This window comes from Enterovirga rhinocerotis, from assembly GCF_004363955.1.
GTDB lineage: Bacteria > Pseudomonadota > Alphaproteobacteria > Rhizobiales > Beijerinckiaceae > Enterovirga > Enterovirga rhinocerotis.
Genome location: NZ_SNZR01000014.1, coordinates 14,940 through 31,504, shown reverse-complemented (window position 1 = coordinate 31,504; position 16,565 = coordinate 14,940). Strand labels below are relative to the sequence as shown.

Genomic DNA, 16,565 nt, shown 5'->3' with positions numbered 1-16,565 from the left:
GCCGGTCATGAGCAAAGGTCGGTTCGGTTCATGTCGTCCAGCGTCAACGGTGCCGAGGTCAAGGTCTCGGAGAAGCAAGGCTCGCTCGTCCTGACCATCGACCGGCCTTGGGCCGGCAACTCGATCTCCCTGCCGACGGCGAAAGGCCTCCGCGAGGCCATGGCGGCCTCGCGGACCAGGACCGACCTGCGCGGGATCGTCATCACGGGCGCCGGCGGCAAGTTCTTCTGCACCGGCGGCGACCTCAAGGCCTATCGCGCCCTCCGCACGCCGGAGGAGCTGTCCGAGACCTTCGGCTTCATCCGCGACCTCCTCGTCGAGATCGAGCACCATCCGCTGCCCGTCATCGCCGCGATCGACGGCTATGCGCTCGGCGGCGGGGCGGAGCTCGCTCTGGCCTGCGATCTGCGCATCGCCTCGCCCGCGGCCAAGATCGGTTTCCCGCAAGCGAAGCTCGGTCTCCTGCCCGGCTGGAACGGCACGGAAAGACTGGTCCGCGCCATCGGCCCGAGCCGCGCCACCCGCCTGCTCCTCGAGGCCGCAGCGCTTCCGGCGGAGGAGGCTCTCGCCCTGGGTCTCGTCGACATCGTGACGACGGGAGCGGATGCGGCCGATGGGAGCCTGGACTATCTCGCCGGGCTGACGGCCGCGCCACTGGCGATCCGGGCCGTGAAGGAGGCCGTGCGCGCAAGCCGTCCGGCCGTCTCGACGGAGACGACGGCCGAGATGTTCGCCAGGCTCTGGTTCACCGAGGACCACCGGGAGGCCGAACTCGCCTTCGTCGAGAAGCGCAAGCCCGTCTTCACCGGCAAGTAGGTCCGGTCCGGGCCGCGGCACCGGAAGTGCTGCCCGCTCCCGAGATGACGGCACGCTCTAACTTATTATGATCGCGTGCTGTTATCGGAAAACCGGATTCCACTTTTCCGCAGCACGCTCTAAGCGATCCGCCCCGTCATGACGAACAGGGCGTTGCGCCCGCACGGCTCAAGCTTCACCGCCAAATCCTCGACGACATCCCGATATCGCGCCAGAACTTCGATCTCCGAGCTGAAATAGCGCACGTGCGAGATCGAATCGAAGTTGGGAACGGAGCCGATGAACGCGGCACCGGATCGCAGTCGAGACAGGACCCCGAGATCGTCGTCGACATGTTCGAGGAACTCGGTGGCGACGACGGTATCGTACCCGATCCCGTCGAGGCTTTTCGGATCGAAGATGTCGGCCTGGACAAAAGACACAGCGGAGCAGCGGCTCCTCGCCTGGGCGATCGCCGTCGCGCTGAAATCGATGCCGGTATAGAGGACCGACGGCCGCCGAGCGTGGAGGAACGCAGCGAACTGGCCCGGGCCGCAGCCGATATCCAGCACCACGCTCGAGGGCTCGATCCGCTCGACGATGGTGCTCCACACCGGCGCGTAGATGCTGTCCTCCGAATCCGCCGCATATTCGGCGCTGCCGCTGTAGACGACATCGTAATAGGCGGAGGACAGCTGGCGGGATGTCCTCTCCCCCGCGTCGTCGGGACCGGCCAGCCTCGATCGACATTCGGCCGCCATGGCCCGCAGGTGCAGCGGAACCACGTCGTCCGGCCAGGACGTGCTGTCGATCAGATCGAGCGCCAGGGACCACTCACACCGCATGAAGTGCAATTGGGCCAGGAGGCCACGGTCCTTGTCGATATCCTCGCCCCTGTACACGAGCGAGGTCAGGACGGCATGGGCGTCCGCATGCCTGCCCGCCTTCATCAGATAGGCCGCCATCTGACGCGACCACTGAAGATTGCGTTTGTCGCTCAGGCGAATGGCGGAGCGAAGCTGCTCGATCGCGCCGTCCCAATTCTGCAGCCGCGCCTCGGTGGAGGCGAGGAGCGCGAACCATTTGGGATGCGTGTCCGACGAGACGGCTTCCAGCAGGATACGCCGCGCCACCTCGAAGCGCCCGCTTCGGAAAGCGTCCAGAGCGTTGTCGAAACTGCTCCCGCTGCCCACCCTCATGCCCTCGCTCTGTCGACCCGCCTCCATACGGCAACGATCTTGTTCGGCTGCCGCGTCTTCGCAACGGGAGCTGCGCTCCCCGTCAGCCGGACGAAACCGTCAGGACCGAGATGCGGTGATGGCACGAAGCCCAGCCCGATGGGCCCGGCCTAGGGCGAGGGTCCGTCCAAGGCAAGTCCGCGACGGATCGCGGATCAAGGCAGGATCATCCCTCCCGGCATCGCGGGGAAGGGAAGGATCGCCGAGCACGGCGGGCGGGGCCGGGCCTCGGAACCCCGCGGCGCAATCATCGGAGCGACGGGTCCGCACCACCGCCGGAACCGGCGCTCCTCTGGGGCTTCGCGGACCGCGATTGCGTCCTTCTTTGACGCCGGCCGGCCCTAGGCGGCCGCCGGGCCGACCCATGCGCCCTGCGGCAGCTCCCGGTACCCCGCCTTCTTCGCCGCCTGGATGCGGCGATTGGCTCGGTGGAGGCTTCGCAAGGCCTCGAGCTGCTCCTCTTTCGTGAGGAGATCGTCGTTCTGCACGCGTTCGCGCAAAGCCTTGATGGTGTCGTTATTCACGTCATGCCCCTCTGTTCAGGCCGGCTTGTTCGGCGCCTCCGGTCACGCTCGTCGGCTCGACGAGACGCTCGGGACCAGAAGCACGGCCAAGCAGCACATCCCTGCCACCGGCAGGTCTTTGAAGTCAATACTTATCGAATACAGTTGTTCTTCAGAGTTTCGCAACATATCCGGAAAAACGACGCGCAGCCGGAACCCATATCTGCATAGAGCAGCCGGTTCCGGCCCGCCATGAATGCGACGGTATCGACACCACGCATGCGACACGAATGCGACATACGAACTCAGCACGATGCGGGACCCGCCGACACGACGTCACCGGCCGCGATCGCCAAAGCCGCTCGATGCCGCATATCCGCCGCCGATGAGGCCAGGCCGGAACGGGGGATCCGGAGCGGTCCATCGACGCGAGGAGGTCGCGAGACCTCATGCCGGCGTCGAACATCTTGTTTCGTGGCCGGAGCACGGCTATGGTCGGCCTCTGCCGGGCTGCTTACCCGGCGACGAGGTGTCCTGTGCGCGACGCGCGCCCCAACGCAACTGCCGACGACGCCGCTTTCGCGGCGGTCGATGCTGTGCGTCGCCCCTCGCTTCTTCGTCCCGCGCTTCTTCTCCTTATCAGCCCCTGAGGGCCGCAAGGGCGTGCACGCCCGGGCGCTCAGGGGTCGCGGCACCGAACCCGAAGCGCCTGTCCTGCCTGTGAGGCGACGGCGCGACCGCATTCAGAGGCTCCCATGACCGACACCACCACCCATCCCCGCGCCGGCGCAGACCGCGTCATCATCTTCGACACGACCCTGCGCGACGGCGAGCAATGCCCCGGCGCCACCATGACCTTCGAGGAGAAGATGGCGGTCGCCGATCTCCTCGACACGATGGGCGTCGACGTGATCGAAGCCGGCTATCCGGCGGCGTCGAACGGCGATTTCGAAGCGGTGGCCGAGATCGCGCGACGCACGAAGCGGGCGGTGGTCGCCGGCCTCGCGCGCACCGCCTCCGGCGATATCGACCGGGCCGGCGAAGCCGTCCGGTTCGCCAAGCGCGGCCGCATCCACACCTTCGTGTCCACCTCCCCGGTGCATATGAAGTACAAGCTCCAGAAGACGCCCGAGCAGGTGCTGGAGATGTCGGTCGCGGCGGTGACGCGGGCCCGCGGCTTCGTCGACGACGTCGAATGGTCCGCCGAGGACGGCACCCGCACCGAGATCGACTTCCTCTGCCGCTGCGTCGAGGCCGTGATCAAGGCCGGCGCGACGACGGTGAACATCCCCGACACCGTCGGCTACACCACGCCCGACGAGTACCGCGCCCTGTTTCGCACGGTGCGCGAGCGCGTGCCCAACTCCGACAAGGCCGTGTTCTCGGTCCATTGCCACAACGATCTCGGCATGGCGGTCGCGAATTCGCTGGCGGGCGTCGAAGGTGGCGCGCGCCAGATCGAGTGCACCATCAACGGCATCGGCGAGCGGGCGGGGAACGCCGCGCTCGAAGAGATCGTCATGGCGATGCGGGTGCGCGGCGACGTCTATCCCTACGATAGCGGCATCGAATCGGCCATGCTGACGCGGGCTTCGAAGGTCGTCGCCTCCGCGACCTCGTTCCCGGTCCAGTACAACAAGGCCATCGTCGGCCGGAATGCCTTCGCGCACGAGAGCGGCATCCATCAGGACGGGATGCTGAAGCACACCCAGACCTACGAGATCATGACCCCGGCCTCGGTCGGCGTGGCCAAGACCTCGCTGGTTCTCGGCAAGCATTCGGGCCGCGCCGCCTTCCGCTCGCGCCTGGAGGAGATGGGGCACAAGGTCTCCGACAACCAGCTCCAGGACATGTTCGTCCGCTTCAAGGAGCTCGCCGACCGCAAGAAGACCGTCTACGACGAGGATATCGAGGCCCTGGTCGACGAGAACGTCGCCCATCTGCACGATCGCATCCGCCTCGATTCGCTGACGGTGATCGCCGGCACGCGCGGACCGCAGCGTGCGACGCTCCGCCTCGACATCGACGGCCGCAAGGTCACCGAAGAGGCCGACGGCAACGGGCCGATCGACGCGGTCTTCAACGCGATCAAGGCGCTCGTGCCGCATGAGGCGGTGCTGGAGCTGTATCAGGTCCATGCGGTGACCGAGGGCACCGATGCGCAGGCTGACGTCTCCGTGCGCCTCGCCGCCGACGGCCGTGCCGTCACCGCGCGCGGCGCGGATCCGGACACGCTCGTCGCCTCCGCAAAGGCCTATCTCGGGGCCCTCAACAAGCTGCAGGCCGGCACGGCGCGGATGCACGCGCAGCACGCCGCCGAGTGAACCAGCGTCTCGTCGACCGTCGTGATCGGCGGTCGACGCCATCCCCCAGCGAGAGCGGCGCCGTCTCGCACAGCACCTTGAAGCCGGCTGCGAGCGCATCGCCTCGAGGCCCGAAACCGGGTTCGTCCACAGGGTGCGGAAATTCCGTCTTTTCGAGGCGCGACCGGGTGGACAGCGCAAAACACCCCTGATAGAGACCCACCTCCCGACGCGCTGCGGCGCAGACGGCGATGGGCGCATAGCTCAGTTGGTAGAGCAGCTGACTCTTAATCAGCGGGTCCTAGGTTCGAGCCCTAGTGCGCCCACCATCGCCTTCACGGACTTAGCAGCGATTTCCGGAGCAAGCGGCCTCGGCCGGAAATTTTGCCGACCCAATGCGGACCCCGCGGAACGAACCCGGCACTCCAAATGACTTCGAAGGCAGAATGGCTCCAGCGAGCAATTCTGCAGGTTCGCGCGCTTCGCCATGAGGCGCCATCCCACGGGCTCGGCCTTCTTGGCCTGCTGCCGGTTTCGTGGACACCGAGGTTGGGTGTTTCATGAAACCGGCAGCAGGCCAAGAAGAGAATTTCGGCCCAAGTTGGGCCGAAGAGCCAGGGGCGCCCTGAGGGGGTGTGAGCGCCGCCCGGCCCGATGCGTTCCTGCGCCCCCCGCCTGATGCCGCCCTGCTAAAGCTGGCGATCAACAGGACAGATCAGGCGCGTAGCGCTCACTGACATTTGAGCGTCTCGCAGGACGCGATGAGTACGCAACCCCGTTGATTAACCAGTTTTTCACCATGCGAGGCTTTAGTCGGATCGGGCTCTGAAGCCGAGGTGAAGCTGGTGAAACGAGTTGCTCTCACCCTGGCCGCAACGTTGCTGGCTGCACCGGCAATCGCTGCCGATCCCGCCATGGACGGGTTCCCTGGGGGCACGGCGGCTCCCCTCAACACGAGCGGCTGGTACCTCCGCGGCGACATCGGTGGTTTCGCGCATCTGCGATCCTCTGTGGAGGGCCTCCTTCCGAACGGTGATATTCGAAGCTTCGAGCGGGAGCGCATTTCGGATGCGCTATCCCTTGGTGGCGGCGTGGGTTATCGGTTCAACGAGTGGTTACGCGCCGACGTGACGGCCGAGTGGCGGACGCCCAGCGGTTTCAAAGCAACGAATTCGGGCTCGAACTACGTCAATGGCTTTTCCGCGGAGAAGGCGTCGCTCTCGTCTAGCGCATACATGCTGAACGGATATGTCGACCTCGGCACCTGGGCGGGAATTACCCCGTATCTCGGAGCGGGCATCGGCATCGCGAGCAAGCGCATCGACACCTGGAGAACGCAGGTGGTCTGCTTCACGGCGGCCTGCACACCATCCGGACCCAAGCTGACGCTACCGAGTACCAGCAGGACCGATCTGGCCTGGGCGCTGATGGCTGGCGCCGGGGTTGGACTTGCGGACGGGCTCGCGCTCGATGTCGGCTACCGGTACCTCGACCTTGGGCCGATGAAGACCAATCGCGACCTGTACGGCGTTTCCGCCAAGATGGCGGACGTTCGCGCTCACGAGGCTCGCATCGGCCTGCGTTACCTGTTCCCGTAGGCCGAACCATCGCCGGGCGGTGGTGCCGATGTTCGAACTGGCTCGAAGTTCCAAGACATTTGCATATTCGGTCCCATCGCAGGGTGCCCTGCCGACACCTGCTTCTTGGCGACACTCAGCCCCTTAGCTTGACGACGTTCTCCGTCTCAGGCGGCGCGCGTGTGACCTCCGCCGCCCATGCCTCTAGCGCTCGCTCCCGTTCCTTCGCGAAGTCATGGCGCTGATAGACGCTGGCCACGCCTTTCAGCTTCGCCGGCTTGTGCGCGAGGAGCTTGTCCGCGACGATCGAATCGAAGCCCATCGGCGCGAGGCGCCGGTGCGGCGGAAGTCGTGCAGGCGCCACGGGATCAGCTTCTCGGGCTCGCCCGCGGCTTCCTTCGCGGCCTTGGCCCTGGCCTTCACGATCTCGGCATCCGTGACACGACAGGGATTTTTCCGGGTCAACGGCTTCGGCCGGAGGCAGGGCGAAGCCGCTGCGGGCTCGAGCTCAACGCGCCCCGGAAGCCGCCCCTGAGCGGCGATCCTTTCTCGGCGCCGTCGAGACAGACGGCGCGCTTGCCGCAGCCTATCCGACGCCAGGGTCGACGTCCGAGCCCGGCCCTTTCGACGGCAGGGCTCCATCGCCGGGCGTGTTCACCTCATCGGCTTCCTGTTGCTTCGACGGTTTGTCCTTCCGGCCCGAGACGGGCTCGCCGCCGTCGCTCGGCCGGCTTCCCTCGTTCGGCGGACCGGGCTTCTTGTTGGAGCCGGGGACTGACATCGTTGGACCTCCTGTCGAGAGCAACGCCCAGCAACCCGAGGCGTTGCACGTCCACGGCAGGACGGCCGCCCCGCAACCAGCGGAACCGGCCAGAAGGGTGAAACCTCCATCCGGGGCGCGGGTCGGACACCGGGTCCGACGGCGCGGCAACCGCCTCCTGCCGTCCCGGACCGTTCGCGGCGGCATGATGCAGGAACCCTGCCTTCGCCTCGGCCGAAGGCAGGGTTCCTGCATTTCCACATTGTGCGAGGGTGTTCAATTCTCAATGCTCGCACCTCAAGCAAATCCGCATCGTTCTCGCCAATACGATGCGTCGATGCCGATGGGAGCGAAGCATGAATCTCCTGAACCGCAAGACAATTCTGTCTATCCTCGCAGCCATCGCGGCAACGACTGCTACGATCTCTCCAGCTAGCGCTGCCCAGTCTGCGTCGGCGAATGCCGAGGCGCGACGAGCCTGTGCCGCACGGGATCTCAAGCTGGTCGTCCTCTTGGAAGACCAGGGGGCGAACACCGCGTCGCAAAAGCTCGACGGCGTTTTCCGGGATGTCATCCGCGCCCGCGGCGCTTGCTCCGAGGGCCGATGGGCGGACGCTCTGAGCATCTACGACAAGGCGGAGCAGAGCCTGACCGTCAGGTAGCCCATATCCGGTCCCGGCTCGTCCCAGGCGCAGCCGACGCTCGCCGTCACGATCGGCGTGCGAGCGGCTGCGCGTCATCGTCGGCTCATGAAGGGCCCGACGTCGGAGAGGGATCCTGAGGCCCGGCTCAGCGTGTCCTCCCGGCAACATCATCGAGAGAAGCGGCGGCGGGCTGTCCGACCCTCTCAACATCCGCGTCTCGCAGCGCGCTCGACCTATCGTCGCGAAAAGACTGCGTTTCTGCCGACCAAGTGAACCGGCGCGCGCCGGCACGGCAACACATCCCTAGAATAGATCTAAATCATTGTTGTTGCACGGTAATTCTTCCAACCCTATCCGGCTTTGGATTGATGACGACGGGGTGGCGCCAGCGGACTGGCGCTCGAACTTCGGTTGCTTGGATCGGCACGATGGTTCTTGTTCACACAAGCGGGACGCGCCTCTGCGGCACCTCGCCCGTCGCCGGCACGGGCGGGTGCGGCGCGATCCATCCTTCATGCCCCTCGTCCGCGCGATGAGCTGGGACCTCCATAAGCTCTTCGTCCGGCACGCACGCGACATCGCGGCGGCCCTGAGACGCCGCGGCTTGACCGAAGAGACGGCCGCGGATCTGACGCAGGACACGTTCGTGCGGGTTCTGGATTCGCCGCCCGGCAAGGCCGCCTCCGCCCATAACCCGGCGGCCTATCTGTTCCGTGTCGCCCGCAATCTCGGCGTCGACCACATCCGGCGGGAGCGGATCCTGACCCGGGTCGACCTGTCGCCGGAAGACCTCGCTGCCATCGCGGATGCGTCCCCCTCCCCCGAGCGGATCGTCTACGATCGGCAGAGGCTGGGGCTGACCCGCGCGGCGCTCGCGGAGCTTCCGCAGCGGACGCGGGCCGCCTTCGAGATGCATCGGATCGACGAGATGACCATCGCCGAGGTCGCCGCGGAGCTCGACCTGTCGGTCTCGCGAACCTGGGCCCTGATCCGCGATGGCTACGAGCATATCGATGCCCGGCTGGCGGGCCTTTGAGGCAGCCCTCGGGTCTCGTGATCGGAGAGCCGGCTTCCCCGTTTCCGCAGCATGCTCACGCCGGCTGGCTTGACCGCAGAAAATCCGCGCCGCTCACTCGTAGAACATCCTGGGGCCTCAAGCGCCCCATCCCGCGAGCGCTGTTGGAAAGATGGCATGACAGAGGTGCCCGAGGATCGCCGCCTGTTCCGTGAAGCGGCCGACCTCGCCATCCGGCTGCAGAACGATCCCAGCAACCCGGTCTCGGTCGAGATGCTGCGAGCCTGGCTGGCCCGGAGCGCGCAGCATCAGGCAGCCTGGGCCAGGATCTCCGCGATCCACGGCATGACCGGCCAGGTTCTCAAGGAGAACCGGAGGGCCGCGCGCGCGGGGCATGGCCCGTCGAGGCGCAGCCTCGTCATCGGCGGTGCGATCGGGCTCGGGGCTGCGGCGGCCGGGTCCCTGGCCCTGCCGCGCGCGCTCCGGCGGCTGCAGGCCGATTACACGACCTCCACCGCGGAACTCCGGCCGGTCGTCCTGACCGATGGCAGCGTGATGACGCTGGGTCCCGACAGCGCGGTCGCGATCCGCTACGGCGGCGAGCGGCGGGCTGTCGAATTGCTGTCCGGCATGGCCTATTTCGAGGTCGCCCCCGAGCCGGCGAGGCCGTTCGTCGTCCACGTCGATCGGTTCTCGGCCACGGCTCTCGGCACCGCGTTCGACGTCTCGAACGATGCCGGCTTCATCTCCGTGTCCGTGAGCCACGGCGTCGTCGAGGCGAGCACCGCCGGTCCGGGGCAGCGCAGCGCCGAGCGGCTGAACATCGGCCAGTGGATCACGCTCGACAGCTCGTCTCACGCGATCAGCCGCGGCCTGCGGGAGCCGTCCCAGATCGCGGCCTGGCGCGACGGAATGATCGTCGCGGACAGGGAGACGGTCTCCGCCATGGTCGCGAAGATCGCCCGCTGGCAAGGCGGGCACGTCGTCATGGCCGATCCCTCGCTCGGCTCACGGCAGGTCAGCGGCGTGTTCGACCTCAGCGATCCGATCCGGGCGCTCGAGGCCGTGGCGCGTCCGTTCGGCGCCAAGGTCCGTCGCATCGGCCCGCTCGTCACGGTCCTGTCCCCCGTCTGACGAATTCGGCGATCCGGGAGAAAATCCCGCGCCCTCGTTCGTAAAGCCATCAGAGGGGCTGCGCGATCCAGCCGACAGGCGTCCGGCCCTCCCGACGGAATCTGGAGTGGTGGGGCTATGGCGCTGCGGTTGAATGGAAGCGATCTCGCCGGGATCGGCCGGAGGGCTCTCGTCGCGGCGCTGCTCGCGACCACCGCGCTCGCCGGCGGCATGGCCGGGGCGGGCGACGCCTATGCCCAGGCTCAAACGACCTTCGACGTCCCGGCGGGCTCGTTGAACCGCGCCCTCGCGGCCTTCGGGCGCCAATCGGGGACGCAACTCTCCTACGATGCCTCGCTCGCGAGCGGCAAATCCTCGGCCGGCTTCCGGGGCCAGGGAACCCGGCAGGAGGCGATCGCCCGCATCCTGCAGGGATCCGGGCTGAGCCACTCCTTCACCGATGCGAGGAGCGTTCTGATCACCGGTCCCGCTCCTGCCGCCCGCGGCGGCGCGGCCGCCAACGGATCGATCCTGCTCGACACGATCGAGGTCAGCGGCCGGAGCGGGGTCTCGAACGCCGACACGCCCTACGAAACGCCCGGATCCGTGTCCTTCATCTCCCGCGAGGAGATCGATCGCCTGCCGCCCACCTCGCCCGGCGACATCCTGATCAACGCGCCCGGCGTCCTGAACGGCGGCAACCGGGTCGGCAATTCGATCAGCCCCAACATCCGCGGTCTTCAAGGCATGGGCCGCGTCAACACGACGGTCGACGGCGCCCTCAACGCGACGACGTCGTATCGCGGCTATGCCGGCAATCGGGACGAGACCTATATCGATCCGGACCTGATCGGCGGCGTCGATATCATCAAGGGCCCCAGCGCCGGGGTCGGGACCGGCGCCATCGGCGGCAACATCGCCATGCGCACCCTCGCGGCCGGCGACATCGTGAAAGCCGACCAGAACTGGGGCATCCGCATCAAGGGCGACCTCGGCACCAATACCCGCTCCCCGGTGTTCGATACGACGACGACCCTGTCCAATCCGCTGACGCGGCCGAAGGACCGGCCGCCGTCGTTCAACGGCGACAGCTTTTCCGGCAGCATCGCCGCCGCGACGATGCAGGAGCATGTCGAAGGCATCTTCGCGATCTCCCGGCGCAAGCAGGGCAATTACTTCGCCGGATCGATGGATGCGGAGCGCGGCTTCGTCTACCCGATCGGCAGCGGACTGAACCCGGGCCGCAATGCCGTCATCCGCCCTGGCGAGGAGGTGTACAACACCTCGCAGGACACGACGTCCATCCTGGCGAAGGGCAAGTTGAAGTGGGACAACGGTCAGTCCTTCGAGCTCGGCTACATGCGCTATTTCAGCTCGGCGGGCGAAGAGGACGAAGCCCTCATCAACAATCCGAGCTACTCGTTCGGGCAGCGCAAGCTCAGCAAGACCACGCTCGACACCTACACGGCGAAGTACCGCTACGAGCCGTCCGATAATCCGCTCGTGAACCTGCGCGTCAATCTCTGGCTCACGGACCTCGAGCACAGGCGGGGAGAAGCGTATCCCGTCGGCTTCCGCAACCACAACGTCGTCACGCTCGGAGGCGACGTCACCAATACGGCGCGTTTCGACACGGCCCTCGGTCCGCTGACGCTGGATAGCGGTGCGGAATTCCGCCGCGAGCGGGCCGAGGCCCCGCAGCGGATCGAGGGATTGATCCAGAACAGCCGGGGCCCCAACGGCAACCGTCTTCTCAGCGCCGGGTTCGGACGGCTGACCTTCGAGCCCGTCAACTGGCTGAAGCTGTCTGCCGGAGCGCGGTTCGACCATTATCACGCCGAAGGCGAGGGGATCGCGTCCATCTTCCCCGATCGGAGCGGATCGCGGCTGAGCCCGAACTTCGGAGCCGTCATCACGCCGTTCGAGGGCTTCCAGCTCTTCGCGGAATACAAGGAAGGCTACCGGCCGCCGAGCCTGCGTGAACTCTATTGGGAAATGTTCAGCCTGCAGGTCAATCCGAACCTCAAGGGAGAGGTCTCGAAGGGGTGGGAGTTCGGCTTCAACGTGCTGCGCGACAACGTGCTGACGGACGGCGACAAGCTACGCTTCAAGGCGACGTACTTCCAGAACAAGTACGACAATTACATCATTGTCGACGACGTGCCCGGGACGATGAACAACCCGCGCCAGCAATTCACGAACATCGACCGCGCCAACTACGACGGCTTCGAACTCTCCGGCTCGTATGACACGGGCACGTTCTTCGCCCAAGGCAACTTCACGAAGTACATCAAGGCCGAATATTGCAAGAGGGAATCAGGCTGCACCATGCCGAGGCTGGACGAGGTCCTCGGCAATGTCACGCCGCCGACCTATGTCCCGCCGGAATGGAGCGGAAGCGTCACCGGGGGCGTGCGTCTGTTCGACCAGGCCCTGACCCTCGGCGGCCGCGTCTATTTCGCCTCGACCCGCATCGGTTCGAAGTGGCCGCCGGCCGCGTCGAGAACGCCAGGTCTAATCGGGCTGAATTACACTTGGCCCCAATTCGCCGTGTTCGACCTGTTCGGAAGCTACAAGCTCGGCGAGGACACCGTGCTGGACTTCAGCATCCAGAACCTCACCGACAAATACTATTACGACCCGCTGGCAACGACGGGCATGCCGTCGCCCGGCCGCACCGCCCGCATCGGACTGACGCATCGGTTCGGGGGGAACTCCCTCCCCGCCTTCCCGGCCTTGCCGCGCCTCGGCAACGCTTCGGCCGGAGCGCCGGGCGAGGACTGGACCGGCCTCTACGCCGGATTCCATCTCGGCCACGCCAGGGCGGAGATGTCCGGCTCCGTCACGACCGCAAGCGGGGGGCCGGCACCGACGAGCGAAGCTCCGGGCTTCGTGAAGAACGGCACGATCGGCGGCGCCCAGATCGGCTTCAACTACCAGTTCGACAACCGCGTGCTCGTCGGCATCGAGAGCGATTTCACCTTCCTCGGCAAGAAGGGCGACGCAACGCGGACGATGGCGACCGAGACGGCGTCCCTCGCCGCATCCGGCGCGATCGAGGCGGATACGCAATACAAGCTCGACTGGATGACGACGCTGCGCGGACGCGTCGGGTATTCGTTCGGGCGGTTCATGGTCTACGGCACCGGCGGGGCCGCCTTCCTGCAGGCGAGCGGTCGCCGCCAGCAGTATCGGGCGACGCAACTCACGGCGTCGCCGACGAGCACGGCGTATTCCTTCACCGACACGGACACGAAGACCGATCTCGGCTGGACGGCAGGCGCCGGGTTCGAATACGCCATCACCAGCAATTGGTCGCTGCGCGGCGAGTATGCCTATGCCGGCTTCGACAACGGAGCCCTCTCCTTCGATCAGGCACGGGGCGGCGTGAAACAGCCGATCACGACGTGGACGAGTTGCAGACGCGGCAGTCCCAATCCGCCCTGCCCAGCCGGCTACACGGGAACCCTCGTGAATACGGTTCCGGGATCGGTGAACGAGGTGAGCGGGCGTGAGGCCTCGACCAACATCGGTCTGCACATGCTGAAGGTCGGTTTGAACTACCGGTTCTGACATTGACCAGAACACGGACGCGCGAGCATCCGGGCGAGCCCTTCGACCACGCGCCGGGGAACCGGGCACGCGCCGTCGCGGGGTGGGCCTGCGCGGGCACGGTCGCCTTGGCCGTGCACGTGGCCGCCCTGGCCTGGTTGGTCCGCGCGGAGCCGGTCGAGAGTCCCGACCAGCCCCTGGCGGCGATCGAGATCGAATTCGCGCCGGTCCCCGAGGCGGTCCAGAGCGACGCGCCGAACATCGCGGCGGATCGGAGCGTCTCGGAGGCGTCCAGCAGCGACGCACCGAGCCCGGAGGCCGAACCGGAATCGGAAATCCCGCCCGAGCCGGTCAAGGCGGCGGCCGAGGATGTGCCGGAGACGACCGAGCCGCCGAAGCCGATCGAGCCAGCCGATCCCGTCGAGACCGCGACCACTCCTCCCGTCGAGCGGGCCGAGGTGCCCCTCCCCGCGGCACGTCCGAAACAGCCGCGCAAGAAAACGGTCGCCGTACAGAAGCCGAAGCCCCGAAGCTCCGCCTCGGCATCGAGACGAACCGACAAGGCGGCCGCGCAGGTGCCGGTCTCGGCCCGCAATGCGGCGTCCGCGTCCACGAGCGGGCCGGGCTCCTCGATGTCGCCGGCCCAGTGGCAACAGCGCCTGATGGCGCATCTGGAGCGCCGCAAGCAATACCCGTCCGGCTCGCGCTCGCGCCGGGAAGCGGGGATCGGCTATGTCCGCTTCCAGATCGACGAGACCGGCAGGGTGCTGTCCGTCTCGCTGGCGCGGTCGTCCGGATTTGCGGAGCTCGACGCCGAGGTCGTCGCGCTCGTCCGGCGCGCCTCCCCCGTGCCGGCGCCGCCTGCGGGCACGAACAGGACCATCACCGCGCCGGTTCGGTTCTCCGTAAGGTGAGCCGAGCCGAGATCGACGAACGAGCGATCTCGAGCAGGTTCAGGAAGAACGGGGTCCGACCTCCTCGACTGCCGGTCGGCACGCTCGCAAACCCTCCGCCCGCTTCTCGAACCGCACGCATAGCGGACCGAGCCGCCGAGACCCTCCCTCGCGCGGCGCGTGGTGGAATGTTCCAATTCGGATCGCTCGAATGGCATTTTATGCCGCCAATGTCTCATATTATAGAATTGACCACACCGTAATGCGCCACCTAATCTCAGCAATATAAAGACTTCACGGCCATTAGCCTAATATCTGGCGTCATTATGATCATTACTATATCACCGCATGCCATCGGTATTGCGGCCTCCAGTCCTGAGATCATCACGGCACGGTGCCGATGCGACGCGGGGGGATCGAAAACTCCTCTGTCGCTCTGGCAGGTCCTGTGCCCAACCCTGTGCGGATGAGCCGACGCCGCGGTCGACTGCCGCCCCTGTAAGACCGCCGCTCTCCCTCCTCCAGCGGAACCATTCCCCAAGATGGGGGGGGCCGGATCGATCAGAGCAGACCAGAACAATCGGACGAGGGGCCTCACCCGGGCAAGGCTCGCATCGGGCCGCCCTCGCCGACATCACGAAGGACAAGCCGGAAGTACCATGAAAGCAGTCGTATTACGGGAACATGGCGGCCTCGACAGGCTGCAATACGAGGATAACTTTCCGGACCCGGTGGCCGGCGAAGGCGACGTCGTCCTGAGGGTCAGGGCCAGTTCGCTCAATTATCACGACGTCTTCACCCGCCGCGGCATGCCCGGCATCAAGATTCCGATGCCCGTCATCATCGGGCTCGACGTCGCCGGCGAGATCGCCGAGATCGGCCCTGGTGTCACGGGCTGGAAGGTCGGCGACCGCGTGCTGGTCGATCCCGTCAACCGCGTCGAAGGCGGCCTGATGGGCGAGACGGTGAATGGCGGCCTCGCCGAGCTGTGCAAGGCGAAGGCGCATCAGCTCATCCGCCTCCCCGAGGGCGTGTCGTTCGAGCAGGCCGCCGCGCTTCCGGTGGCCTACGGCACCGCGCTCCGGATGATGACGACCGTCGGGCAGGTCAAGGCCGGCGAGAAGGTCCTGATCCTCGGCGCCAGCGGCGGCGTCGGGGTCTGCTGCGTGCAGCTCGCCAAGCTTGCCGGCGCCTACGTGATCGCCGCGGCCGGCAGCGAGGAGAAGGGCGAGCGCCTGAAGGCTCTCGGGGCCGACGAGATCATCCTCTACACCCAGGAGGATTTCATGAAGACGATCTGGGCCCGGCACGGGAAGCCGGCCCGACGGCGTTTCTTGGAGAGCGGCGGCGTCGACGTCGTGGTGAACTATACCGGCGGCGACACCTGGGTGAACTCGCTCCGCTGCCTCAAGCTCGGCGGCCGCATCCTCACCTGCGGCGCCACCGCCGGCTATGCGCCGGCCGAGGACCTGCGCTTCATCTGGACCTTCGAACTGCAGGTGCGCGGCTCGAACGGCTGGGAGCCGGAGGACATCCAGACCCTGTTCGACCTCGTCGGGTCCGGCAAGCTCAAGGCCCTGATCGACAAGACCTACCCGCTCACCGAGGCCCAGGAGGCCCTGCGGGTGATCGAGGACCGCGAGGTCTTCGGGAAGATCGTGGTGACGCCATGAGCCACCTGTCCCAGGAGGAGGTGCAGGAGCGCCTCGATTCCTCGCCCTTCATCAAGTTCTCGGGCCTCACCGTGGTCTCGCTCGACCACGACAAGGGCGAGATCACGATGCGCGCGCCGATGCGCCCCGAATTCGAGCGGGGCGCGGGCTCGAAGCAATGGCATGGCGGGCCCATCGCCTCGATCATCGACACGGTCGGCGACTACGCCCTGATCATGCTGCTCGGCCGCGGACTGCCGACGGTGAATTTCCGCGTCGACTACCTCCGCCCGGCCATCGACACCGCGCTCATCGTGACCGCGACGGTCCGGCGGAACGGCAAGAGCGTCGGCATCTCGGACATCGACGTCTTCAACGAGAAGGGCGCGCTGCTCGCCATCGGCCGCGCGACCTATTCGACAGCGGCCTGAAGAGGCCTCAGCCGCCGGACGCAGAAGCCGGCGGCCAGGGACGAAGCTCCAAGGGAGACCAGCCGATTTCCGCATGGGCGGCCTTCGCG

At 66.7% G+C, this 16,565-nt stretch carries 14 protein-coding genes and 1 tRNA gene; 11 read left to right on the top strand and 4 right to left on the bottom strand.

Annotated features, from left to right (window positions below):
* The first annotated feature begins 30 nt into the window (after positions 1–30).
* A complete protein-coding gene (locus EV668_RS16780; protein ID WP_133772186.1) occupies positions 31–816 on the top strand; it encodes an enoyl-CoA hydratase/isomerase family protein in 786 nt (261 codons plus the stop codon).
* A 119-nt stretch (positions 817–935) separates the two neighbouring features.
* On the opposite strand, the gene EV668_RS16775 is transcribed toward EV668_RS16780, so the two are convergent.
* Positions 936–1,994 carry a class I SAM-dependent methyltransferase gene (locus EV668_RS16775; protein ID WP_166652520.1) on the bottom strand — a complete coding sequence of 353 codons (1,059 nt, stop codon included), beginning with the start codon at positions 1,992–1,994 and terminating at the stop codon, positions 936–938.
* 380 nt (positions 1,995–2,374) lie between these two features.
* A complete protein-coding gene (locus EV668_RS16770; protein WP_133772182.1) occupies positions 2,375–2,557 on the bottom strand; it encodes a hypothetical protein in 183 nt (60 codons plus the stop codon).
* A gap of 734 nt (positions 2,558–3,291) precedes the next feature.
* Here EV668_RS16770 and EV668_RS16765 point away from each other — a divergent pair.
* The 3 genes from EV668_RS16765 to EV668_RS16755 all read left to right on the top strand — a co-directional run bounded on the left by EV668_RS16765 (position 3,292) and on the right by EV668_RS16755 (position 6,437).
* Positions 3,292–4,860 (top strand): 2-isopropylmalate synthase, encoded by a 1,569-nt coding sequence (locus tag EV668_RS16765; RefSeq protein ID WP_133772180.1) that lies wholly within the window; start codon positions 3,292–3,294, stop codon positions 4,858–4,860.
* Positions 4,861–5,092: 232 nt separating this feature from the next.
* Positions 5,093–5,168 (top strand) — tRNA-Lys (locus tag EV668_RS16760).
* A 507-nt stretch (positions 5,169–5,675) separates the two neighbouring features.
* Complete coding sequence (locus EV668_RS16755) at positions 5,676–6,437, top strand: outer membrane protein (protein ID WP_133772178.1); 762 nt, start codon at positions 5,676–5,678, stop codon at positions 6,435–6,437.
* 115 nt (positions 6,438–6,552) lie between these two features.
* Here EV668_RS16755 and EV668_RS16750 read toward each other — a convergent pair whose 3' ends face one another.
* Together EV668_RS16750 and EV668_RS16745 are read right to left on the bottom strand one after the other, a co-directional pair.
* Positions 6,553–6,738 carry a site-specific integrase gene (locus EV668_RS16750; protein WP_133772176.1) on the bottom strand — a complete coding sequence of 62 codons (186 nt, stop codon included), beginning with the start codon at positions 6,736–6,738 and terminating at the stop codon, positions 6,553–6,555.
* A gap of 264 nt (positions 6,739–7,002) precedes the next feature.
* The gene (locus EV668_RS16745; RefSeq protein ID WP_133772174.1) at positions 7,003–7,197 is read right to left on the bottom strand and encodes a hypothetical protein; all 195 of its coding nucleotides are present in this window, start codon (positions 7,195–7,197) and stop codon (positions 7,003–7,005) included.
* A gap of 335 nt (positions 7,198–7,532) precedes the next feature.
* Here EV668_RS16745 and EV668_RS16740 point away from each other — a divergent pair, with 335 nt between their 5' ends.
* The 7 genes from EV668_RS16740 to EV668_RS16710 all read left to right on the top strand — a co-directional run bounded on the left by EV668_RS16740 (position 7,533) and on the right by EV668_RS16710 (position 16,476).
* The gene (locus tag EV668_RS16740) at positions 7,533–7,838 is read left to right on the top strand and encodes a hypothetical protein (RefSeq protein WP_133772172.1); all 306 of its coding nucleotides are present in this window, start codon (positions 7,533–7,535) and stop codon (positions 7,836–7,838) included.
* A gap of 496 nt (positions 7,839–8,334) precedes the next feature.
* The gene (locus EV668_RS16735) at positions 8,335–8,856 is read left to right on the top strand and encodes an RNA polymerase sigma factor (protein ID WP_245513274.1); all 522 of its coding nucleotides are present in this window, start codon (positions 8,335–8,337) and stop codon (positions 8,854–8,856) included.
* Between the two features lie 156 nt (positions 8,857–9,012).
* The gene (locus EV668_RS16730) at positions 9,013–9,969 is read left to right on the top strand and encodes a FecR family protein (protein WP_133772170.1); all 957 of its coding nucleotides are present in this window, start codon (positions 9,013–9,015) and stop codon (positions 9,967–9,969) included.
* Between the two features lie 117 nt (positions 9,970–10,086).
* Complete coding sequence (locus EV668_RS16725; protein ID WP_133772168.1) at positions 10,087–13,521, top strand: TonB-dependent receptor domain-containing protein; 3,435 nt, start codon at positions 10,087–10,089, stop codon at positions 13,519–13,521.
* Positions 13,522–13,523: 2 nt separating this feature from the next.
* A complete protein-coding gene (locus EV668_RS16720; RefSeq protein ID WP_133772166.1) occupies positions 13,524–14,414 on the top strand; it encodes an energy transducer TonB family protein in 891 nt (296 codons plus the stop codon).
* 638 nt (positions 14,415–15,052) lie between these two features.
* Entirely contained in the window at positions 15,053–16,066 is a 1,014-nt protein-coding gene (locus tag EV668_RS16715; RefSeq protein WP_133772164.1) for a quinone oxidoreductase family protein, read from the top strand.
* Positions 16,063–16,476, top strand: coding sequence for a PaaI family thioesterase (locus EV668_RS16710; RefSeq protein ID WP_133772162.1), 414 nt, complete (start codon positions 16,063–16,065; stop codon positions 16,474–16,476). The genes EV668_RS16715 and EV668_RS16710 overlap by 4 nt, the downstream gene beginning before the upstream one ends.
* Positions 16,477–16,565: the final 89 nt, after the last annotated feature.